This is a genomic window from Rosistilla ulvae (genome assembly GCF_007741475.1).
GTDB lineage: Bacteria > Planctomycetota > Planctomycetia > Pirellulales > Pirellulaceae > Rosistilla > Rosistilla ulvae.
Genome location: NZ_CP036261.1, coordinates 3,152,690 through 3,174,387 on the forward strand (window position 1 = coordinate 3,152,690; position 21,698 = coordinate 3,174,387).

Below are 21,698 nucleotides of genomic sequence, written 5' to 3' on the forward strand. Positions count from 1 at the left end.
CCTACCGCCGCGGCTCCACTTTCGCTATACATTTATTGCCCCGCAGGAACCCTCTCTGAGAACCTGCGATGCCGCGGGAGGTGAGAAATCCGACGAGGGATGCCCCACAGAAAACCGCTAAACCATCCAAGTTTGCAGGAGAATCGATGAAAGTTCGGGTCGGGATTATCGGCGCCACTGGCTACACCGCTTACGAAGCGATCCGGTTGCTGTTGCGGCATCCGCATGTCGAGATCACCGCCGTGACGAGCCGCCAGGACGAGGGGCTGCCGATCGCGTCGGTGCATCCGCAATTGACCAGTCGCTTGGATTTGAAGCTGTCGGTGTTCGATGTCGATCAATTTGCCAAGCAGTGCGACGTAGCGTTTTGTTGTCTGCCGCATGGTGCGTCGGCCGAAACTGTCAAACTGTTGCGCGACGCAGACTGCACGGTAATCGATTTTAGCGCCGATTTTCGGTTGAGCTGCGTTGCCGAGTACGAGAACTGGTACGGCGTCAAACATCCATGGCCCGAACAGATTGGCCGCGTCGCGTATGGCCTGCCCGAACTGTTTGCCGATCAAATCCGCGACGCCGATCTGATCGCCAATCCGGGCTGTTATCCGACCTCAGCGATCATGCCGTTGGCCCCGTTGATCAAAGCTGGTGCGATCCAGACCAGCGATATTATCGTCGATTCGAAAAGTGGAGTCAGCGGTGCGGGGCGGACGCCGAAATTGGGAACGCTGTATTGCGAGACCAATGAATCGATTGCACCCTACGCGATCGGTTCGCATCGACATCAGCCCGAGATGGATGACATCATCGATCGATTCAGCGGTTCGCGAACGAACGTGTTGTTCACGCCTCACCTGACGCCGATGGATCGCGGCATCCTGTCGACGATCTACGTCCGCCCACAAGAGGCCGACGCCGATCGCGTTCGAGAAATTTGGCAGGCGATGTATGGCGATTCGCCGTTCGTGCGGATCGTCGATCATATCCCCAGCACCAAACATGTCTCGGGAACTAATTTTGTCGACCTCACCGTGCGGCCGGCCGGCGACCGATTGGTGCTGGTCGCGGCGATCGACAATCTGATCAAAGGTGCTTCGGGAGCTGCGGTGCAGAATCTGAATTGTATCTACGGTTGGGACCAAACCCTTGGCCTGATGAACTGAAAGAAGCGATGAACGATCCCCACCACGCATTCGAATCGGTGCCGCAAGAATCCACGCAAGCGCCGATCGTTGCGGAGATCGTTCCGCCCCCGGCCGACGCGGGCCCGCTGCGGATCTGGCCCGTCTGGATGATGGTGGTCGTGGTGATCGCGTTCAGTTTGCAGGTCAATTTGGTCAGTGTCGTGTTGGCCCAATTGGCCGTCTTCGGCAGCGTCCGTGCTCCCGACGACGCGATGATCCTGCAGTTGATGGAATCGCGGATCGGGTTCTGCCTGATGTTGATTCCTTCGCAATTGGCGATTTTGATTCCGCCCTTGGTCGCCGCGTTTGCTTCCCCAACGCCGTGGAAACAGCGGCTGGGATTGGTCCGCGGTCATTGGCCGTTGTGGGCCTGGATCGCTGGCGGGGTGGCGACGCCATTGATCGGTCTGGTCACGACGCTGGTCCTGTCGCCGTTTATCGAATCGAGCGAGCATCTGAACCAGATGACCGATGTGTTTCGGGCTCAAGCTAACGGTGGTTTCTTATTCGCTACCTTGTTGATGGTCGGCGGGCTGCCAGCGATCTGTGAAGAAGTGATGTTCCGCGGCTACATTCAAACTCGTCTGGCCCAGCGGTTGCCGGCCGTCGCGGCGGTGATGATCGCGTCGGTCCTGTTTGCCGTCTTCCATTTCGACCCGGTCCATGTCCTGGCGGTGCTGCCGATCGGTCTGTGGTTGGGATATCTGCGGAATGCCAGTGGTTCGATCTTCCCGGCGATGCTGGCCCATGCAATCAACAATACTCTGTCGGTGATCAGCGTGATGCCCGAACAGACCGATGCTTTCGACGCACCTAGCGCCCTGCTGTCGGCCGGGCTTCTGGGACTGGGACTCCCCTGCTTACTGCTTGCTGTCGTCGCTGGCATTTTCTATGCGGCCCCAAAAGCTGTCGCTGCGGACGAAACGGCTCAATGCTAGCGAGCTCTGCGATGCCTTGGTTTGCTGGATGTTCCGGTTGTTGCGGATCGGAGTGACGAACCCCACAAACGGCCTGTGGTTTGATGGTTTAAGAGGAGTGGTGTTGTCGATTCAAGAGCGTGTTCCGATGTCTCAAAATCGACAGGATTTGAAATGGCGCGTTACGCCCTCAAGCTTCCTACCGCAGCGATCGTCTTCATCACTCTGCTCGCTCTTTGGCAATCGCAGGGGCGCGCCTCGTGTGGTCTGGATTCGCTTTGGGATTGCCAACCGACCTCGGATTGTGCGGCTTCCGCCGAACCGACAACCGGCGGATGTGACGACGCGGCGTCCGAAGAGGCCAGCGATTGGTTGGGGGACGAGAAGAACGCGTGCGGAGTTGCGTTGGGGGGCTGGATCTCGGCGGGATTAACGCTCAATGGCGACGGCAACCGCAGCGGAACTGGGAACGCACCGTATGGATACAACAACGTCTCCGATGGTGTCGTCGTCAATCAAATGTGGCTGTTTGCCGAACGGCAGATCGCCGACGATGGGGTCGATTGGGGATTTCGAATCGACGCGATGTTCGGGACCGACGGCCCGGACAACCAAGCCTTTGCCGATGAGACTTGGGACTTTGGTTGGGACAGCGGACGCGATTATGGCGCGGCGATCCCGCAGGTCTATGGCGACTTGCGAATCAACGATCTGACGATTCGAGCGGGTTATTTTTTGACGCCGATCGGCTGGGAGAGTGTCCCGGCGCCGCTGAATTTCTTCTATTCGCACAGCTACACGTTTTATTATTCGGAGCCAAATACGCACAGCGGATTTTTGGCGTCGTACGCGGTCAACGATCGATTGACGATTAGCGGTGGTTGGACGTTGGGGATGGACAGCAGTTTTGCCAACGATTTGGATGCATCGACGTTTCTTGGTGGAGCGACGTTGGCGCTTGGCGAACAGACGACGCTCACCTGGTCGGTGCTGGCTGGCGACTGGGGCGACGGGACCGGGCACGACGGCGTCCCGAGTCATGAAGGGGATATCTACATCCACAGCTTGATCTTGGAACATCAGCTCTCCGACCGCTTCAGCTACGTGCTGCACAACGATCTCGGAGCGAACACCGATCAAGCGGCCGCCCCCGACGCGCGATGGTACGCGATCGTTCAATACCTAACGTATGAGATTAACGACGCGTTGCAGGCGGGGACGCGTGTCGAGTGGTTTCGCGACGATGAAGGAGTGCGGGTCGGATCGGGACCGGTCGACGCCACCGACTACTACGCCGCAACGCTTGGCCTGCATTGGCAGCCGAACGCAAAATGGACCGTCCGGTCTGAACTGCGATGGGATGCCGCCGGTGGCAACAGCCTCCCCTTCGACGACGGCAGCGACGACGATTTCTTCACCTACGCGATCAACGCCATCCTCGCTTTCTAAACGTTCCTGCTTTGATGCCGAATCGAACGCCGCTGGGTTGGGATCGCGGATCGGGGGCTTTCCAGGCGGTTGAAATATTGCGGCAGCACGATCAAGCCATGGGGTCGGCGGAGATCTTCGATGCGAATTGGGCGATTGTTTCGTCCAGTTGTTGGGCTTCGATCGGTTTGGATAGGTAGGCGTCCATGCCGGCGTCCAGGCATCGCTCGCGGTCCCCTTTCATCGCCGATGCGGTCATGGCAATGATCGGGATCCTCGCCGGTTCTTGTTCGTGCGCTCGAATCGCCACGGTCGCTTCGATCCCATCCATCGTCGGCATCTGGACATCCATCAAGATCAAATCGAATGGCTCGCGTCGAAACGCGTCGACCGCCTCCTGGCCATCCTGAGCTAGGACGATTCGATGCCGCCCCTTCTTGAGCATCGCCAAGGCAACTTTTTGGTTCACGATCCCGTCTTCGACCAACAAGATTTTTAGCGGTCGTGTCGGCTCGACAGCTTCCACCGCACCGTCACGATCCGGCGCGTCCATTCCCGCGATCCTCGAGTTTTCCGCGCCGTCCGAATTCATCTGGCCGGTCGCTTCATCGGCGGATTGGATGTCGGGCGAATGGTCGACCATCAGGTCGAGGATCGTTGCGACCAATTGCGATTGAATCACCGGTTTGGTCATATAGCGGGCGATGCCTGTTTCGCGACACTTCGCATGATCGCCCTGACCGGCGGCCGACGAAATCATCACCAAGTGGCATGCATTAAATCGGGCTTCACCGCGGATGATCTGGGCAAGTTCGAATCCATCCATCTCGGGCATCATGCAATCGATCAGGGCCAGGGGAAACGGTTCACCGGCGTCCGAGGCACGTCGCATTTCGGTGAGCGCCGTCGGCCCGCTGTCGACGCAGATCGGGTTCAGACGCCAGCCTTTTAAGATCTCATCGAGGATAAAGCGATTGGTTTGATTGTCGTCGACGACCAGCACCCGCAACCCCGACAAGGCCTCGATGTTGGGCAGGCTGCGCAGCTTGGTCGTCGAAATTGCGAAGCGCGAGGTAAAATGAAACGTCGTGCCGCTCCCTTTTTGGCTGTCGGCCCAGATCCGCCCATTCATCAATTGGACCAATTGAGCACTGATCGCCAGCCCCAGGCCGGTGCCGCCAAAACGCCTTGTCGTCGATGTATCCTCTTGGCTGAAGGCGGCAAAAATCGAATCGAGTTTGTCCGGCGCGATGCCGATTCCCGAATCGCGCACCGAGCAGCGCAAGACCAATTGATCGGCCGTCTGCATCTCCCGTTCGATGTTGATCAAGATCTCGCCCTGTTCGGTAAACTTGATCGCGTTACCGGCGAGATTGATCAGGACTTGGGACAATCGGATGGGATCACCGATCAAGGTGTCGGGGAGCGTGGGATCGATCCGACAACAGATTTCCAGTTGCTTTTCGCTGGCGCGGAAGGTCATCGTTTGGAGTGTCTTTTCAACACAGTCGCGCAGCTCAAAGCGAATCGATTCGAGTTCTAGTTTCCCGGCTTCGATTTTTGAGAAGTCCAAGATGTCGTTGAGCAGGCTGAGCAACGAGTCGGCCGATTGTTTGACGATCCGCAGGTATTCGTGCTGTTGGTTGTCCAAGTGCGTCCCCGCCAGGAGATCGGTCATGCCGATGATGCCATTCATCGGCGTGCGGATCTCATGACTCATGTTCGCCAGAAATTCGCTTTTTGAAACCGTCGCCGCCTCGGCGAGATCTTTAGCGACCAACAGTTCGTTTGCCGCCTGTTGGCGTTCCCGCAGGTTGGTTGCCAAGACGCTGATGATCGCGGTCCAGGCCAGCCCAATCGTGACGATCACCGCCAGGAAACCAATTGCAAATCTTCGCGCCCGCGCGATCGCAGCGGACCAATCTTCCGCGGCAAAGTCGATTCCCAAGACAGCGTCCAGGTTTCCATCGTCATCGAAAATTGGGGCATAAGCGCTGACCCAATCCCCCCAGCGATCGCTGTAGATCTCATCGTCGAAGGCCGCCGCGCCGGCATACGCTCTGCGAATCGATTCATCCTCTTCCTCCCAGACCTCTCCGATCACGGTTCGCCGTTCGCGGGGGCCCGAATATCTCCCATCTTGGTTGTAATCGGTTTCCGAATCGACGATCAATTGATTGCCATGGGGGGACTTGCGAAACGTATAGATGTCGGCGACCGCAGGATTGATTTTCAACCAACGGATCTGTTTTTTCAGCATCGCCAAGTAGAGCGGGTCGTCGGGCTTCGTCGCGGTGGTGATTCGCCAATGCCCCAAAGCTCGCATTTCTTCAGCATAGGTGGGGGCTAATCCTTCGATCCTCTTTTGCAGTCGGAATTTCTCGCGCTCTCCCGCCCCGTCGACAAGAAACCAACCGGCAACCAAAACGATCGGCAACACCGTCCAGGCGGTCAGTAGCATCCGATTGGAACGGGCGGTTTTCCATAACCACACCGTGAGCGTTCCAAAGATCAGCAGGCACAACGAGACAAAAATGAAATAGTCGAGTTGGCCGATGAGTGGTTGGTTGATCGCGATCATGGGCCGCCCATTTCGCTGCATCGGAAAGGCTCAATCGTTCCAAAACTCGAAACGATCCGCATTCATTGTATCGCAAGCCCCTCCGCACATGCTGGGAACTCGGGACGCGACGGTGCCGTCATTGTAACACCGCCCGACGGCGAGAGCCGAAAATTCTGCGCCGTGGAAATGGGCTGTTGTTGAGAGGAGAGCGTCTCGGTTCAACGGCCGACGGGCGTTGTGGAAACGCCCCGAAAGAGAGGGTCGAAGAAAATCTAATCCTTACACGACTCGCTTGTTTCGGTGCTTGTTCGCACCGTACCAATCGGCGAGGCGAATCAGATGTTTTTCGCTTGGGCGACGGCAGTCCCCAGATAAGTTGCCGGCGTCAACTGTCGCAGGCTGGTCTTGACGTCGGCGGGCAATTCCAAAGTGTCGATAAAGGAGGCGAAGATTTCGGCCGTGACGGCTTGCCCGCGTGTCAACGCTTTCAGCTTTTCATAGGGGGATTCGATTCCATAGCGACGCATCACCGTTTGGATCGGTTCGGCCAAGACTTCCCACGCGGCGTCCAGATCGGCAGCGATGCGGGAGGCGTTGAGTTCCAGTTTGCCCAATCCTTTGAGCGTCGATTTGTAGGCGATCATGCTGTACGCCATGCCGACACCCATGTTCCGCAGCACGGTCGAATCGGTCAGGTCGCGTTGCCATCGCGAGATCGGCAGTTTGACGCTCATGTGCGACAGGACGGCATTGGCCAAACCGAGGTTGCCTTCGGAGTTCTCGAAATCGATCGGATTGACTTTGTGCGGCATCGTCGACGACCCGACTTCGCCCGCGATCGTCTTCTGTTTGAAATAGCCCTGCGAGATGTAGCCCCAGATGTCGCGATCCAGATCGATCACGATCGTGTTGAAACGAGCGATCGCGTCGAACAATTCGGCCATGTAATCGTGTGGTTCGATCTGCGTCGTGTAGGGGTTCCATTGCAGCCCCAACGACTTCACAAACGCTTCGCCGTGCGAGGCCCAATCGACATCGGGATAGGCCGAAAGATGGGCGTTGTAGTTGCCGACGGCACCATTGATCTTGCCCAGCAACGGGATCGCTTGCAATTGGGACAACTGGCGTTCCAATCGGGCGACGACGTTGGCAAACTCTTTGCCGACCGTCGTTGGGGATGCGGTTTGCCCGTGGGTTCGGGACAGCATCGGGACTTCGGCAAATTCGATCGCTTGGTCGCGCAGCTTGCTCGACACCTGTTGCATCACGGGGACCAACACGTCCAGTCCTCGACGCAACATCAAGGCGTGCGAGAGGTTGTTGATGTCTTCGGATGTGCAGGCGAAGTGGACAAATTCGCTGACCGCCGTCAGTTCCTGATTCCCTTCAAACCGTTGCTTGATGAAATATTCGACCGCTTTGACGTCGTGGTTGGTCGTCGCTTCGATCGCCTTGACCGCTTGAGCGTCGGCGAGTCCAAAGTTGTCGACGATTCCATTGAGCAGCGCGGTGGCATCGTCGGACAATGCGGGGACTTCAGCGATCTGCGGATGGGCAGCCAGGGCGAGCAGCCATCGGACTTCGACTTCGACACGGCATTGGATCAGTCCATATTCGCTGAACGCTTCGCGCAGCTCTGACGTCTTGCTTCCGTAACGTCCGTCGATAGGGGAAATGGCGGTCAGTTCTGAGAGATCCATAGTCGTGTCGCGTGTTGGTGTTGAATGGGTAGGTGTCAGCCCTCGCAGCCGTGGCATCCGGCGTCGAGGGAGGTTTCGAGAAAAGGATCACGCCGGCGGCATCGGACCGATTGCCCGATGCGGTCGGCAGCGTTTGCGTTAGGGAGTCAGGTAGGTGTATCCGGCCAGTCGTTGTTCGTAGAACTTCAGGAATTGGCCCGATTCACGTTCGTCGATCCGTCCGTTGCGGACAGCCACTTCGATCGCCGATTGCAGACGATCGATCAACGCGTCCTCGTTGTATTGAACATAACTGAGGACTTCGCGAACGGTATCGCCCTTGACGATCGATTCGATTTCGATCGCATTGTCGTCGCCCAGATGAACGTGAACGGCATGCGTGTCGCCAAACAGATTGTGCAGGTCGCCGAGAATCTCTTGATAAGCACCGATCAGGAACGCCCCTAGATAATAGGGTTTGTCGTTGTGAGCATGCAGCGGCAACGTCCGTTTGGTATCGCGGCGATCGACAAACGAATCGATCTTCCCATCCGAATCGCAGGTGATGTCGCACAGCACCGCTTCGTGTACCGGTCGTTGGTCCAAACGATGGATCGGCATGATCGGGAACAATTGCTTGATCGCCCAGCTGTCGGGCATCGATTGGAACAACGAGAAGTTGCAGAAGTAGGACTCGGCCAGCATCCGGGGCAACCCTTGGAGATCGTCGGGGACGTATTCCATCTCCGAAGTTAGCTTCAGGATCCGGTGGGCGATTGCGAAAAACATGTTCTCGGCGAGGACGCGTTGTTCCAATGGCAGATAGCCGGTGCTGAACAGATTCATTGCCATGTCCAACGATTGTTGGGCATCGTGGAACGTTTCCAGGACGTTCCGTGCCGTCAGATCGTTGTTGGACATCACCAGGTCGTGCAATGGTTGTTCGTAGTCATCGGGGACCGACGAAGGGATGTCCATCGAATTGCCCTGCGCTGTCACCCCCAGCGTGTTGAAGACCAACACGCTGTGATAGGCCGCCACGGCGCGGCCGCTTTCGGACATGATCGTCGGATGTGGAACTTCCGCTTCGTCGCACACCGTTTGGATTTGGTAGACGACGTCGTTGGCGTACTCTTGCAGCGTGTAGTTGATGCTCGATTCAAAGTTGGTTTGCGAGCCGTCGTAATCGACTCCTAGACCTCCACCGACATCCAAATATTCCAACCCCATGCCGCGGCGATGCAGGTCGACATAGACGCGGACCGCTTCGTTGATCGCCCCTTTGACCTGACGAATGTTTGTGATCTGGCTGCCCAAATGGAAATGCAGCAACTTGAAGCAGTCGGACATGTCGCGGCTTTCGAGTTCCGCGACCAACCGCAAGACTTCGCTGACGGTCAGACCAAACTTCGACCGATAGCCGCCGGAGGACTGCCATCGCCCGGCGCCGCGCGATGCCAGTTTCACTCGCACGCCCAATTGCGGTCGGACGCCCAGTTCCTCGCTGAGGCGGAGGATCAATTCCAGTTCGGAATACTTCTCGATGATCGGGATCACGGTTCGACCCAGCTTCTGCGCCATCAACGCCATCTGGATGAATTCATCATCCTTGAAACCGTTGCAGACGATCGGCATCGATTCGTCACCCATCGCCACGACGGCTAACAACTCCGGTTTGCTGCCCGCTTCGAGTCCAAAACCGAATTCGCGACCGTATTCGACGACCTTGCGGATCACGTCGCGCTGTTGGTTGACTTTGACAGGGTAGACCAACCGGTAGTCCCCCTTGTAATCACACGACTCGATCGCCGATGCGAAACAATCATGGATCTCTCGCAAGCGATCGCGGATGATGCCGTTGAAACGGAGCAAGACAGGCAGTTCGAGGCCGCGGTGTTCGATCCGTTCGATCAAAGACTTCAGGTCGATCGAGCGCTCCGGATCTCGGTCGGGATGGACCGCCAGCGTTCCTTCGGGGCTGACCGAGAAATATCCCGCTCCCCAACGCGGAACGTCGTACAGTTCGCTCGCGTCGTCGATGGTCCAGGGTGCCGGAGGCTCGTTCATTGGCTGCTCTAATGTTGAAGGGGAAGGTGGATGGTGGGCAGCTGGGAACAGCCGCGTGCCTAGATCGATCTGGTCTGCAAACGGCGGATGTAATTCGCCCCGTCGCCCCGTATCGTCATGCGTTTTGACGAGGGAGAAAAGGGGGCAATGCGTGGTTGCCCAAGATTTCTGGCCCGCGGACCGCTACAAGGCCTATTTCGTGCCCCGTCATTCGGCAAACCGAGCCGCGGGAAGCTGTCAAAAGATTGCTTTCTGGCTGCCGGTTCTTTACGCTGGAACCGATTCGGCGAACCGACAGGTCGCTCGACAGCTATTCACTTATCGATATGAAGGCTCCTCTGATGAACTGGTACAAGGATGCGGTTTCACGCCGGGCGATGATGCAGTTGGCCGCCTGGCAGTCGTTTGGCGTCAGTGTGCTCTCGTTTGCCGGAGGACGATTAAAGGCTGACGACCCGTTTGCTGAGTACTCCGACGCAGCGATCGCGGCCAAACAGGCGGGCGCGCAACCGCCGGGATCCAAATCGTCGGGGAAACGCCGCTTGATCTATCTTTTCAACGCCGGTGCGATGAGCCATGTCGACACGTTCGACCCCAAGCCAGGGACCGATTCGCAGGGGCCTTTGGGAGCGATCGCGACCAATATCCCTGGCGTTCAGTTTGGGGAATCGTTGCCGAAGCTGGCGAGCATGGCCGACAAGCTGGCGGTGATTCGTTCGATGTCGACCGAAACTGGGGCTCACGGTCCCGGCAGCTATCTGATGCGAACCGGTTACAAGGAGATCGCCAGCACGCGGCATCCGGGAATCGGTGCGTGGATGCAGCGGTTCAACGGCCGGATCCATCCCGCCCTGCCGCCGAGTGTCAATATCGGCGGGGGGATCGGCCCCGGTTACCTGGGCGCCAAATTTGCTCCGGTGCCGATTGGCGATCCCAATCGCGGTTTGCAGAACACCAGCGGCCCCGATTATTTGGCCGACGATCAATTCATGCGTCGGATGTATTTGAGCGCGGCGTTGGATCGCGAATTCCGCGGCAGGGTTCGGCGGAAAGAGGTCGACGGTTACGACGATCTGTATCGCGAAGCGATTCGTTTGCTCAAGAGCGACGATCTGAAGGCTTTCGATTTGGGGCTCGAATCGGACGAAGCCAAAGCGCGATATGGCAATTCGAAGATCGGACGCGGATGTTTGTTGGCGCGGCGGTTGGTCGAAAGCGACGTTCAGTATGTGGAAGTGCAGTCCGGCGGCTGGGACATGCACAACGATATCGCCGACGCGATGTCAACTCGCGGTGCCGAACTGGATCAAGCGTTGAGTGCGTTGATCGAAGACCTGACCGCCAGCGGATTGATTCAGGAGACGACGATCGTCGTTGCGACCGAGTTTGGCCGCAATCCATCGATCAACCAAAACGCCGGCCGCGATCATCATCCGGCCGTCTTTTCGTGTGCCATGGCGGGGGCGGGCGTGCGGCCGGGAACGATTTTGGGATCGAGCGATTCCAAAGGCTATCTGGTCGACGAATACCAGGTCTCGGTCCCCGATTTCATGGCGACGATCGGCAAGGCGCTGGGGATTCCCGTCGACAAAGAGATTCACAGTCCCGATGGCCGGCCGTTTACGTTTGCCAACGGCGGGGTTGCGATCGACGAAGTGCTCGCCTGACGCTGCGGCCTTTCCATCCCATCGGAATTCGATCGATCCGAGTCCGCCGTCAGGCGGATTGTTGGGGGAAGGCGGGGCGAATCGCTAGCGGCGACGTTGTTGGCTGGCGATAAACTTTGCCATGGCCGAGGGCATCGGCGATTCCAACATCATCTCTTCGCCGCTGACCGGATGGACAAATCCCAGGCTCTTGGCGTGCAATGCGATCCGTTTCCGGATCCAACGCTCGTGGCGGGCGTCTTCCTTGCGGTACCGCGGATCGCCTAGTACCGGGTGGCGAGCGTCGGCAAAATGGACCCGGATCTGATTTCGTTTGCCCGTTTCCAGCTGGACTTCGACAAGCGTCGTGTCGAACATGCGATCGATCACGCGGTAGTGTGTGATCGCCAGTTCGGACTTCTCCGACGGCGGAGCGACGTATCGATCCAGGTTGTTTCCGGTCGCCAGATGAGACCGAAAGGTCCCCTCGTCGGATTGCATCACTCCAGCGACGATGGCCGAATAGATCCGTTGCGGCTTGCGTTGTTTGAATTGTTGAATCAACGCCTCGGCGACGTCCAGCTGTTTGCCGAAGACCAACAGCCCGCTGACCTCGCGATCGAGTCGGTGGACGACACACGCTTCGCGCTTCTTTCGCGAATGGCTCAGATAGATAGAGACCCGTTCGACCAACGTGTTGCGGTCGTTGTTGTTGTCTGTCGGCACGGTTAACGATCCGGCCGATTTATCGACGACGATCAGATAATCGTCTTCGTAGGCGACGGTAAAGGTGCGGTCTTCCCAACGTTTCTTCTTTTCGTGGTATCGCTGGTGCTGATCGTACCGCAACGAAACCTCATCACCGACCGAAACCGTGGCTCCGATCGACGTGCAGGTCTTGCCGTTGATCGAGACGCAACCGTGGTCGACCATGCCGCGCACCTGGCTGCGCGATGCTTTGGATAAATCCCGCACGACCAAATCGACTCGCCCCGCATCTTGCTCGCTAACCTTCGTCGAAACCGTCGTCATCGCCATGTTGGAATTCAATCGCTGGGGTGGTTGGGCTCACGTGTTGTTTTTCGCGTGCCGCTTCTTTGATTTGAATCCCCAAGCCTAGATCAAGTTACTTTCGAACACCAGTAGTTCCCGATCGCGAAGGCTGGGGTAGCTGGGGATTGGGCGTAGGATTAGGGGGAATGTGCCTGTCGATTACAATCTCGCTTGCAGACCATCCCGATGGGGGAGGTTGATCGGGAAGCTAAATTCGCCCTGGGATGGGGCCGACGTGGCCGTGCCAAAGGAAAGCCTCGAAGGTATAACCACAATACCGTTCAACGAAGCGTAGTGGACGAGGTTACGAGTCCTTTTGCATCAGACCAAATGGCTGGGACTCGCAACCTCGTCCACTACATCCCGCCGCTAATTCTCTCGACGGTCCGAGGCTCCTTCGTTGAACGGTATTGGGTATAACCAGGACTGAAGCGGTGTTTGCCATCGCGTCCATTCTTCCGGCACGCCCAGTGGCGGTTGGTTTGCAAGACGCGGCGACCGCGGTTGGTCGGGACGCAGATGCGGATTTGCCTTAGAAAAGGTAGCGCGACAGGAATTGAAAGCGATTGTGTTTTGTCTGAACCAGAATCCCACGACGAAGAAACGCCGCCGTATCATCTGAGCCACGATGCGCTGATCGTTCCCTACGAACGGCTCAGCGATGGCGAGGAACTGGCCAATGCGATCACCCACGGAAGTGGTTGTGCCGCCGCGATCATCGCGACCGGGTGGGTGGTGGCCACGCATCCGATGTCCCCAGCGGTGCTGATCGGTTTTTTGGTTTACGCGGCCTCGCTGGCGTTCGTCTTTTTGATGTCGACTATTTCGCACGTCGTGACCGATCCGGCGCGGTTGCACTTGGCGCGCGCCTGGGACCAAGGTGCTATCTATCTATTGATCGCAGGAACCTATACGCCTGGCGTGGTTGCGTTTGCGGGGTCGGGGATCCGGCCGTGGTTGCTGTTGGCAATTTGGTTGTTGGCCGGGTTTGGCTTTTTCTCCAAAGTGGTCGGCAAGCATCAGGTACACGCGATCGACACCTGGACCTATATCGCATTGGGCTGGTTCCCGGCGATGGTCTTGGCTCCCGGGGTGACGTTGGACTACTTTCTGTGGATGCTAGCTGGCGGGCTGGCTTATTCGCTGGGCGTCTGTTTTCTGTTAAACGACTCCAAGGTCCGCTATTTCCATGCGGTTTGGCATCTGTTGGTGATCGTTGCCGCAGCGATTCACTACTACGCCATCTATTCGTTGGCGCTCTAACGCGTCGGCCACAAGGTTTGCCTAAAGCTCCCGCTCCGCACAACCGATACAGACAACACGGAAAGACTTCGTTTGGTTTGTCACTTTGTTTCGGGAAACGTCCAGATGCGCGGACTGCTAGCTTGTACTGCTCTTGTTGGACTGACACTGTTGGGCGGTTGCCGAATTTGCGGCAGCGACGATGACTGCGCCTATCCAGCCTATGGCGGCAGTTGGGAGCGGACCAATCGCAACCATGGTCGCGTCGGCAGCGTTTTTGCACCGGCGGGAGCGAAGGTTGCGGGGTACGCAGCGCCACAGCCGGTCTTCATCGAACCAGCCCGATCCGAACCGACGCAGTCGACAGTGCCGGACGCGCCAAGCTTGCTGGACGATCTGGAAAGCGAAATGCCCGAACTGCAACAGCCGGCCCCGTTGGGCGACATCGACCAAGCCTAATTTAGAACGCCGGCGATCGATTGCGCCGGCGATTGATGCAACCGTCGGCCAGGGTGATCGAGCGGTGGGAAGTCGCCGGGCGTCTGCGCGGTTGCGAAAGCTTGGTCTAGTCTCCGCCAGCTGGCGGAAATGCTCAAGCGGAGAAAGAGTCGGCGACGTCGCGGATGATTTTTTCCAGGTCGCGGGTCGGTTGATAACCGATCAGATCGGCGGCTCGCTGAAGACACGGGACGCGTCGCTGCATGTCCTCGAATCCGTCGCCATACGCTTCGTCGTAGGCGATGTGTTGGATCTCGCTGGTGCTGCCGGTCCATTGGATCACCCGCTGTGCCAGCTGATTGATCGAAACCTCTTCGTTATTGCCGATGTTCACGACTTGGCCGTAACAGTCGGCGTTGGACATGATTTTTACCAACGCCCCAACGACGTCGGCAACGTGCGCAAAGCAACGGCATTGATTGCCGTCGCCGTGCACGACCAGCGGATTTCCTTTTAGAGCGGCTTGGACGAAGTTTGGGACAACCATCCCGTACTGTCCGGTTTGCCGCGGTCCCACGGTGTTAAACAGTCGCACGATCGCGACCGGCAGGTGGGTCTCGCGGTGATGCGCCAGGGCCAGGAATTCGTCGAGTGTTTTGGAACAGGCGTAGGCCCACCGATGGCGGCTGGTCGCTCCGGTCACGAGATCGTCATCTTCGTGAAACGGGATTTTGGATCCTTTGCCGTAGACCTCGCTGGTGCTTGTGATCAACACGGGGCGGCGGAATCGGCTGCAGTGTCGCAGCACGATCTCGGTCCCGCCGACAATGGTTTCGATCGTCTTGACCGGTTGGTCAATGATCAATTTGACCCCGACGGCCGAGGCGAGATGGTAGACGACGTCCGACTTTTGGATCAGATCAGCGATCAACGATTCATTAAAAACCGTGTCGATGATGATCTCGACATCGCTGCGAGATTCGAGCCCGGCGATGTTTTCGAAGCGACCGGTGGAGAGGTCGTCGACGATCGTTACCTGCATCCCCGCCGCGAGCAGTTGCTCGGCAAGATGGCTGCCGATAAACCCCGCCCCGCCAGTAATCAAAGCTCGTTTGGGCATCAGAGTCTATCGGGTTGCAAGGTCGGAGGATAAGGGAACCGCGTCCCACCCCGCTGTGATGCACCGGTCGATAATTAGGCGGCTCGACTTGCGGTCGCTTGCAATTTCGATCGGGCTGCCGCGGTTTGGGGCAACGACGCGTCGTATTGATATCGCGGCACGATCGTTTTCAGTTTGTTCCGAATCGCTGTCGAATCGGATTCCGCAGCAGCGACCAGCTCGGCGATATGTTTGATTACGTCCTTGAGGGCCAATTGTTCGCTTTCGGCGATCAAGATTTTCGGATGGACCGTCTGCAGGCGTTTCTCGTCGTCAATATATAGTTCTTCGTAGAGTTTCTCGCCAGGACGCAAGCCGGTGAATTTCAGTTCGATGTCCTTGTGGACTTCCAAACCGGACAGGCGGATCAGGTCTTCGGCGAGCGAGACGATCTTGACCGGTTGGCCCATGTCGAGCACGAAGATCTCCCCGCCGCGGCCCATCGCCCCGGCTTGGATCACCAGCTGGCTGGCTTCGGGAATCGTCATGAAGTACCGCGTCATGTCGGGGTGCGTGATCGTGACCGGGCCTCCGTTGGCGATCTGTTGACGGAAGGTTGGCACGACACTGCCAGCGGATCCGAGCACGTTGCCGAAGCGAACGGTCACGAAACGACAATTGGAATGGGATGCTTTTGCCTGCACGTAAAGTTCCGCCACGCGTTTGCAGCAGCCCATCACGCTTGTTGGGTTGACCGCTTTGTCGGTCGAAATCATCACAAACGATTCGACATCGTATAGATGCGCTAGATCGACCAGTCCGCAGGTCGCCTTGGTGATGTTTTTGACAGCTTCGGAAGGGTGTTGTTCCATAAGCGGCACGTGCTTGTAGGCGGCCGCATGGAACATGATCGCGGGACGGTGTTCGGAAACGATCTCACGCATCCGGTCGGGATCGGTGATGTCGCCGACGATCACTTCGACAGTTCCTGCGTCGATCGCGTCCTGCAGTTCGTTGCCCAAGTGGAACTGGCCGGTTTCGGAGCGATCGACCAGGAGCAATTTTTGGGGAGCAAATTTCAGCAACTGGCGTGCGATCTCCGAACCGATCGATCCGCAACTGCCGGTGACCATCAGGACTCGATTGGATAGCCAGCTGTTGAGTTGTTCTTGGTCGAGGTTGACCGCATCGCGGCCCAGCAGATCTTCGATATCGACCTCGCGAGGGTGGAAGTCGACTTGGCCGGCGACGATCCGGCTGACGCTGGGGATCACTCGCACGTTGATGTCGTGCTGTTGGCAATCGTTGACCACCGCTCGGAGGTCTACGGGCGAAAGCTCGCCGTCGACCAGCAGGACGGTTTCGACGCTGTGTGAATGTGCCGCCGCAACGATTCCTTGCAGCGTGGCGACCACGGGGACTCCGTTGATCTCGCGGCCGACCATTCGCGGCTTCTGGGCGACGATCCCCACAACTTGAAAGTTGGGTTCGGCGCCGCTGCGAATCGCTCGCAAAAACGCTTCGCCAGTCTTGTTCAGCCCCACGATCAGTACGCGAGTTTGCGAATCGGTGGTTCGGGGGGCGGTCGATTTGCGTTCCCGAAGGACCCGCCGCACCGAGAGCATGCTGCCCACGAAAATCGTTGTCAGGCAAGCATCGATCACGATGATGCTGCGCGGCAGCAGGCCGGTGTGGCGGAACATCGAATCGGCGAGCGCTAGGAAGGCAGCGCTGACCGCGGTGGCGCGAGCCAAGCGAAGCAGGTCGAGAAAGGATACGTAATCGTGCCAGGCTCGTGTCATACGCAACAGGCCAAAGACACCGATCTTGATTGCAACGGCAACTGGAACCACCAATTGCATCTCGGCCAGGTAGGTGGTGAATGTGGCCGATTCAAATCGCAACCAATAGGCGCAGATCGTCGCCATGGCAAACGCGGGGGTCAGGAAAAGAGCCCCTGAAAAACGCGAGCGGAATCTGGCAACCCAAGGGGACCGGGAGATTTCTCTAATATGTTGACGGATCGGTTTGCGGTCGACCATCGCTGCCTCGAATGATTTTACTGGTTGGGAGGGCTGCAAGGAGCCTTGCCTGCAGGTGGGAAAAACAGAGTTTTTTGTGAGTCGCCCGGTTTCAATCTCCGGCCGGGGCGAAAACGCCGCTGTACCCCACTCTTTGCGGCGGGAGTCTAAGAATTTGTGAGGGCCCGATACAAGGTCACTTCCTTGCGATAATCAAAGCGTCACCACCAAAGGGGAGGTTGGGGGTCAGAGTTGGCTTCCGTTGGCAAACGGTTTCCTGTATAAAAGCGGACAACGCCGTTAGCCGGTACTTTGGATTGAAAGAGACCAGACGGCTAACCCGCTTCGATTGCCCGAAGAGCCAACCAATACAATGATGTCGGACCACTGGAAATCAATTGCTAAGTTTTTGGGAACTCCCGGCCTGCCAGACGATCCGGCGCCAGAGGAAGAATCCCAGCCAGCTGTTGATGACAAGCCTGCAGCCACCGAACCGGTAGGCGCAGCAGAAGACGTAAAACCACAAGCTCCAAGCGACGAGATTCGCTGGGAGCGTGATGCCGCAAAAGACGACGCCCAGGCCGCTGCGATTCTTGGTTCTCCCGAACCAAAATCGGAACCGTTGCCCGGGTTCGGTGCGGACCCGCACGCCTCCACCGGTGGCAATTGGGACAGCCTTGTCGAAAGTTTCGGGATCGAAGCTGCAAGCGAACCGGCGGCTCCTGTCGCGCAACCGCGCGAAGAGGTTCCTGTTCCCGCAGCGGCTGAGAAGCGAAGTTCGCGTCCCCCGCGTCGCCAAGAACCGAGCGGCGGATTTGGCCAGGGCCTCGGTTTCGAAGCGCCAGCTGAACCCGAAGCGAATGAAGTTCAATCGGCTGAATCGGTCGAAGAAGTCGATCCGCTGGACGGATTCGGCAAGCTGCCCGACGAAGATTCGCCGCGCAGCCGTGGTCGCGGTCGTCGCGATCAAGGATCTCGCAGTCGCCGTGAGGGTTCGCGTGACCGTGAAGAGGAGCCCCGGGAACGGAGTGAAGAAGCTAGCGAGCAGGTTGAAGAAACCCGTGAACGTAGTGGATCGGCCCCTGGTCGCGATGAAGAGTCGCGTGGCCGTGGTGAAGGACGCCGTACGAGAGGTGGACGCGGTCGTCGTGGTGCACGTCGCGACGCGTTGCCGCAAGACGAGGCTTCGCTAGAAGAGCCGCAATCCGAAAAGCGGAACACCGAAGAACGGAAGTCCGAAGGGCGACAAGCGGAGCGATCGTTTGGCGAAGCTCCAGCTCGCAAGTCGGGTGGTTCTCGTCGACGCAGCGAATCTTTCGAAAAACCAAAACGGCCGGAAGTCGATGATCTTTTGAACTTTGCATCGTTCAACGATCTTCCCGACGACGTCGATGAACTCGATCTGGTCGGTGACGAGTCGTCGGACGATGACGTCGCTGTCGTCGAAAGCTCCCAACGCGACGATGTTGAAGCTTCCGAACGCAGCGATGCCGAAGCGGAAGAGGGTGAAGAGGGCGGAACACGTCGACGTCGACGCGGCCGTCGTGGTGGTCGACGCCGTGGCCGCGGTGGAAACGGTGGAGCATCCGAATCGAGCGAGACCGCCGATTCGAACGTGTCGCCCGAACCGGAAGCGGAAGTCGCTGTGCCGAAGGTGAGCGAATTCGACGACGATCACGAGGACGATGACGAAGTGATCGCGCTGCGTCGCGGCAATCGCCGCCGTCGCGGACGCCGTGGGCGAGGTGGTTCGGGTGAAGGACGCGAGGAATCGACCGGTCGGGACGAAAGTTCTGGCGGCCGAGATCTGGCGAAACCCGAAGCTGAAGCCGAAGTTCGTCAATCGTCCCGACGTGGCGAAGCGAGCCGGGACGAAGCGGAGGAAGATATCAAGCCTCGTCAACGCGACATTCCGTCGTGGATCGAGACCGTCGACCTGCTGGTTCAACCGAACATCAACGCGCGTGGAAAGCGATCTGCCCCACGCGGCCGTGGTGGCAAGGGTAGGCGTCGCGATAGCGAATAAATGCTGTCAACCCTGTTTGACCTTCTCGACGTAAGGGTCTAAAACCAGGGCTGGTGTTGAGTTCGTCGATTTGCTTTCAGATGGTGACCCTTGCGATGGGGAACCGCGAATTTGGTCAGGCCTTAACTGGAGCAGCCATAAGCGGGGTACCTTTGTGCAGGGGTTGCCATCCGGAAGCAAATCGAAGCGACATCGGCCTTCTTGCCTCAAGCGTTTCTCAAAACAGCACTGCACTGCGCGGCCCCTCGGATGTCGGACTCTCCTGCAAGCGATGCAAAAAATCACGATGATGACAAGTACATCGTCGTTGCTCGCCGTTATCGACCGTTGCAATTTGACCAATTGGTCGGCCAGGAGAACGCCACGCGGGCGTTGATGAATGCGATCGAAACCGGTCGCGTCGGACACGCCTATCTGTTCACCGGGGCTCGTGGGGTTGGTAAGACCAGCACGGCGCGGATCTTCGCCAAAGCGCTCAATGCGCCCGAAGGGCCTACCGCCACGCCTGACAATTCGTCCGATATCTGCCAAGCGATCGATGCGGGTGAGGATATCGATGTGCTGGAAATCGATGGTGCCAGCAATCGTGGTATCGATGAGATTCGCCAGTTGCGTGCGGGTGTGGGGATGCGTCCCAGTCGCGCTCGCTACAAGATCTACATCATCGATGAAGTCCACATGCTCACCCAGCAGGCGTTTAATGCCCTGCTGAAGACGCTCGAAGAGCCCCCCGAGCACGTCAAGTTCATCTTCTGCACGACCGACCCGGAAAAGATCCCGATCACGGTCCTCAGCCGCTGTCAGCGGTTCGATTTTGCGCCGGTCGAAACCGAAGCGATTCTCGCGCGGTTGGAAGAGATCGTGCAGTCCGAAGGTTGCCAAGCCGATCAAGACGCGTTGCGTTTGTTGGCTCGCCGAGCCGCCGGTTCGATGCGGGATAGCCAGTCGTTATTGGAGCAGGTGCTCAGTTTTGCCACCGATCGAATCACCGTCGATCAAGTGCATTCGATGCTGGGGACCGCCGATGACACGCGGCTTTCGGCACTGGCTGTCGGTTTGATCGATCGCGATCCCGCAGCGGTCTTGAAAATGGTCGACGATGCGGTGATGGGTGGCATCGACGCGGGGCAATTGGCGGAACAACTGTTGGGCTATTTCCGCGACCTGATGACCGCCACGGTCGGCTGTGGTGTCGATATGTTGCGGCACGCCGCTCCCGGTTCGTATGACGATCTTGCGGCCCAGGGGAACCGGTTGGGGATTCATACGATCTTGGTGATCGTGGGAATCATCGACCAGGCGATTACAAGAATGCGCCAAAGTGTCCACAGCCGCGTCTTGCTGGAAGCCGCGCTGGTGCAGATCTGTCGTTTGGCCGATCTGCAGGCGATTTCCGACGTCGTAGCGGGTTTGCGGCAGGTGTCGGCCGGTGGGGCCGCACCAGTTCAGCCGGCGGCGGTCGAAAAAAAAAACATTGACCTAGCGTCGAACGCTCCTGCGGCGGCTTCCGTTCCGCCTGCAAATGTCGCTCGTTCCGCGTCGCCAGCGGGAAGTGCCCCGCCCCCAGCGGCGAACGCGGCTCCCCCCGCTGCTGTTGCTCCGAACGCTCCGGCTCCGGCTCCGTCATCGAGCGTCCCTGCTCCTGCGGCTCCGCGTCCGGTCGCCGCGCCGACGGCGGTCGCAGAGCGCCCAGCCAGTGGCGGTGCCGCCGTGTCGCCCCCCGCAGCTGCCTCGCCCAGTCCCCCTGGTCCAGTCTCTCGTCCTGCGGCGGCCTCGCAAAATGCGGCTGCAGCGGTTGCTGTGCAGGAGCCGCCCAGCAACAACGGTGCACCCGCCGCTTCCGGACAGTGGGATGCCGAGTACGTAAGATCGATGTGGAGGGGAGCGATCGCGTCGTTGGACGATATGACGGCAAACTATGCGAAAAACGCTCAACGTGTGGAGCCTGCGGGGGATGGTGCGATCCGTGTCTACTTTCCAAGTGCTCGCAGTTTGGACAAGGTAAGTTGCGAGAAGCCCGAGCGGCGGAGTAAATTAGAAGCGGCGTTGGCGGCGGTTGCAAAGCGGCATGTCCACTACGATTGCTTCTTGATCGAAGCTCCTCCAAGCCAGAAGCCGGTCCGGCGGGCATTGACCAGTGCCGATCGGGCCCGTCGCCAACGCGAGGTTGAACAAGAGCCGATCATTGCGAAAATGATGGAGTTGTTCGACGCCGAGGTGGTGAAGGTGATTCCAGCGAAGGAAGAAGATTAGCACGAAGTTCCCTCGGTGGGGAATTTTGAGCTGTAGTGGTCTGGCTTTTGCTGTATGGGTGGCTCGCTCGGTTTCGGGCTGCGTT

Annotated in this window: 14 protein-coding genes and 1 other RNA gene; 9 read left to right on the top strand and 6 right to left on the bottom strand. The window is 58.3% G+C overall.

The genetic code is table 11. The features are described 5' to 3' along the window. The first annotated feature begins 146 nt into the window (after positions 1-146). The 3 genes from argC (at position 147) to EC9_RS11185 (ending at position 3,547) form a co-directional block, all read left to right on the top strand. Positions 147-1,160, top strand: a complete 1,014-nt coding sequence (gene argC, locus EC9_RS11175) for an N-acetyl-gamma-glutamyl-phosphate reductase (RefSeq protein WP_145345137.1) — start codon at positions 147-149, stop codon at positions 1,158-1,160. An 8-nt stretch (positions 1,161-1,168) separates the two neighbouring features. After that, positions 1,169-2,119 (top strand): CPBP family intramembrane glutamic endopeptidase, encoded by a 951-nt coding sequence (locus tag EC9_RS11180; protein ID WP_145345140.1) that lies wholly within the window; start codon positions 1,169-1,171, stop codon positions 2,117-2,119. Between the two features lie 153 nt (positions 2,120-2,272). After that, positions 2,273-3,547, top strand: a complete 1,275-nt coding sequence (locus tag EC9_RS11185) for a porin (protein ID WP_145345141.1) — start codon at positions 2,273-2,275, stop codon at positions 3,545-3,547. A 91-nt stretch (positions 3,548-3,638) separates the two neighbouring features. Here EC9_RS11185 and EC9_RS11190 read toward each other — a convergent pair whose 3' ends face one another. The 3 genes from EC9_RS11190 to speA all read right to left on the bottom strand — a co-directional run bounded on the left by EC9_RS11190 (position 3,639) and on the right by speA (position 9,835). Next, entirely contained in the window at positions 3,639-6,107 is a 2,469-nt protein-coding gene (locus tag EC9_RS11190; protein WP_218934733.1) for a hybrid sensor histidine kinase/response regulator, read from the bottom strand. 317 nt (positions 6,108-6,424) lie between these two features. Then, positions 6,425-7,789 (bottom strand): adenylosuccinate lyase, encoded by a 1,365-nt coding sequence (purB, locus tag EC9_RS11195; RefSeq protein WP_145345147.1) that lies wholly within the window; start codon positions 7,787-7,789, stop codon positions 6,425-6,427. 138 nt (positions 7,790-7,927) lie between these two features. Continuing rightward, positions 7,928-9,835, bottom strand: a complete 1,908-nt coding sequence (gene speA / locus EC9_RS11200; protein WP_145345150.1) for a biosynthetic arginine decarboxylase — start codon at positions 9,833-9,835, stop codon at positions 7,928-7,930. Positions 9,836-10,176: 341 nt separating this feature from the next. On the opposite strand from speA, the gene EC9_RS11205 reads away from it, so the two are divergent. Beyond that, positions 10,177-11,502 (top strand): DUF1501 domain-containing protein, encoded by a 1,326-nt coding sequence (locus EC9_RS11205; RefSeq protein WP_246106078.1) that lies wholly within the window; start codon positions 10,177-10,179, stop codon positions 11,500-11,502. Positions 11,503-11,586: 84 nt separating this feature from the next. On the opposite strand, the gene EC9_RS11210 is transcribed toward EC9_RS11205, so the two are convergent. After that, positions 11,587-12,513, bottom strand: coding sequence for an RluA family pseudouridine synthase (locus EC9_RS11210; RefSeq protein WP_246106079.1), 927 nt, complete (start codon positions 12,511-12,513; stop codon positions 11,587-11,589). A 594-nt stretch (positions 12,514-13,107) separates the two neighbouring features. Here EC9_RS11210 and trhA point away from each other — a divergent pair. Beyond that, a complete protein-coding gene (trhA, locus tag EC9_RS11215; RefSeq protein ID WP_218934734.1) occupies positions 13,108-13,797 on the top strand; it encodes a PAQR family membrane homeostasis protein TrhA in 690 nt (229 codons plus the stop codon). 105 nt (positions 13,798-13,902) lie between these two features. Next, positions 13,903-14,235 carry a hypothetical protein gene (locus tag EC9_RS11220; protein WP_145345159.1) on the top strand — a complete coding sequence of 111 codons (333 nt, stop codon included), beginning with the start codon at positions 13,903-13,905 and terminating at the stop codon, positions 14,233-14,235. Between the two features lie 133 nt (positions 14,236-14,368). Here the strand turns inward: EC9_RS11220 and EC9_RS11225 are convergent, their stop codons facing one another. Both EC9_RS11225 and EC9_RS11230 read right to left on the bottom strand, forming a co-directional pair. Further along, on the bottom strand, positions 14,369-15,334 hold the full coding sequence (locus EC9_RS11225) for an NAD-dependent epimerase/dehydratase family protein (RefSeq protein WP_145345162.1): 966 nt from the start codon (positions 15,332-15,334) through the stop codon (positions 14,369-14,371). Between the two features lie 74 nt (positions 15,335-15,408). Further along, the gene (locus EC9_RS11230) at positions 15,409-17,241 is read right to left on the bottom strand and encodes a polysaccharide biosynthesis protein (RefSeq protein ID WP_218934735.1); all 1,833 of its coding nucleotides are present in this window, start codon (positions 17,239-17,241) and stop codon (positions 15,409-15,411) included. Between the two features lie 466 nt (positions 17,242-17,707). Between EC9_RS11230 and EC9_RS11235 the strand changes: the two genes are divergently transcribed. The 3 genes from EC9_RS11235 (at position 17,708) to dnaX (ending at position 21,613) form a co-directional block, all read left to right on the top strand. Next, positions 17,708-19,360, top strand: a complete 1,653-nt coding sequence (locus EC9_RS11235) for a hypothetical protein (RefSeq protein WP_145345168.1) — start codon at positions 17,708-17,710, stop codon at positions 19,358-19,360. Positions 19,361-19,439: 79 nt separating this feature from the next. Next, positions 19,440-19,534: signal recognition particle sRNA small type (gene ffs / locus EC9_RS11240), an RNA gene on the top strand. A gap of 75 nt (positions 19,535-19,609) precedes the next feature. After that, complete coding sequence (gene dnaX / locus EC9_RS11245; protein WP_145345171.1) at positions 19,610-21,613, top strand: DNA polymerase III subunit gamma/tau; 2,004 nt, start codon at positions 19,610-19,612, stop codon at positions 21,611-21,613. Positions 21,614-21,698: the final 85 nt, after the last annotated feature.

Coding starts and splice junctions, on each gene's coding strand:
- argC (WP_145345137.1), top strand. CDS start 147: ATGAAAGTTCGGGTCGGGATTATCGGCGCCACTGGCTACACCGCTTAC.
- EC9_RS11180 (WP_145345140.1), top strand. CDS start 1,169: ATGAACGATCCCCACCACGCATTCGAATCGGTGCCGCAAGAATCCACG.
- EC9_RS11185 (WP_145345141.1), top strand. CDS start 2,273: ATGGCGCGTTACGCCCTCAAGCTTCCTACCGCAGCGATCGTCTTCATC.
- EC9_RS11190 (WP_218934733.1), bottom strand. CDS start 6,107: ATGATCGCGATCAACCAACCACTCATCGGCCAACTCGACTATTTCATT.
- purB (WP_145345147.1), bottom strand. CDS start 7,789: ATGGATCTCTCAGAACTGACCGCCATTTCCCCTATCGACGGACGTTAC.
- speA (WP_145345150.1), bottom strand. CDS start 9,835: ATGAACGAGCCTCCGGCACCCTGGACCATCGACGACGCGAGCGAACTG.
- EC9_RS11205 (WP_246106078.1), top strand. CDS start 10,177: ATGAACTGGTACAAGGATGCGGTTTCACGCCGGGCGATGATGCAGTTG.
- EC9_RS11210 (WP_246106079.1), bottom strand. CDS start 12,513: ATGACGACGGTTTCGACGAAGGTTAGCGAGCAAGATGCGGGGCGAGTC.
- EC9_RS11220 (WP_145345159.1), top strand. CDS start 13,903: ATGCGCGGACTGCTAGCTTGTACTGCTCTTGTTGGACTGACACTGTTG.
- EC9_RS11225 (WP_145345162.1), bottom strand. CDS start 15,334: ATGCCCAAACGAGCTTTGATTACTGGCGGGGCGGGGTTTATCGGCAGC.
- EC9_RS11230 (WP_218934735.1), bottom strand. CDS start 17,241: ATGGCGACGATCTGCGCCTATTGGTTGCGATTTGAATCGGCCACATTC.
- EC9_RS11235 (WP_145345168.1), top strand. CDS start 17,708: ATGATGTCGGACCACTGGAAATCAATTGCTAAGTTTTTGGGAACTCCC.
- dnaX (WP_145345171.1), top strand. CDS start 19,610: ATGTCGGACTCTCCTGCAAGCGATGCAAAAAATCACGATGATGACAAG.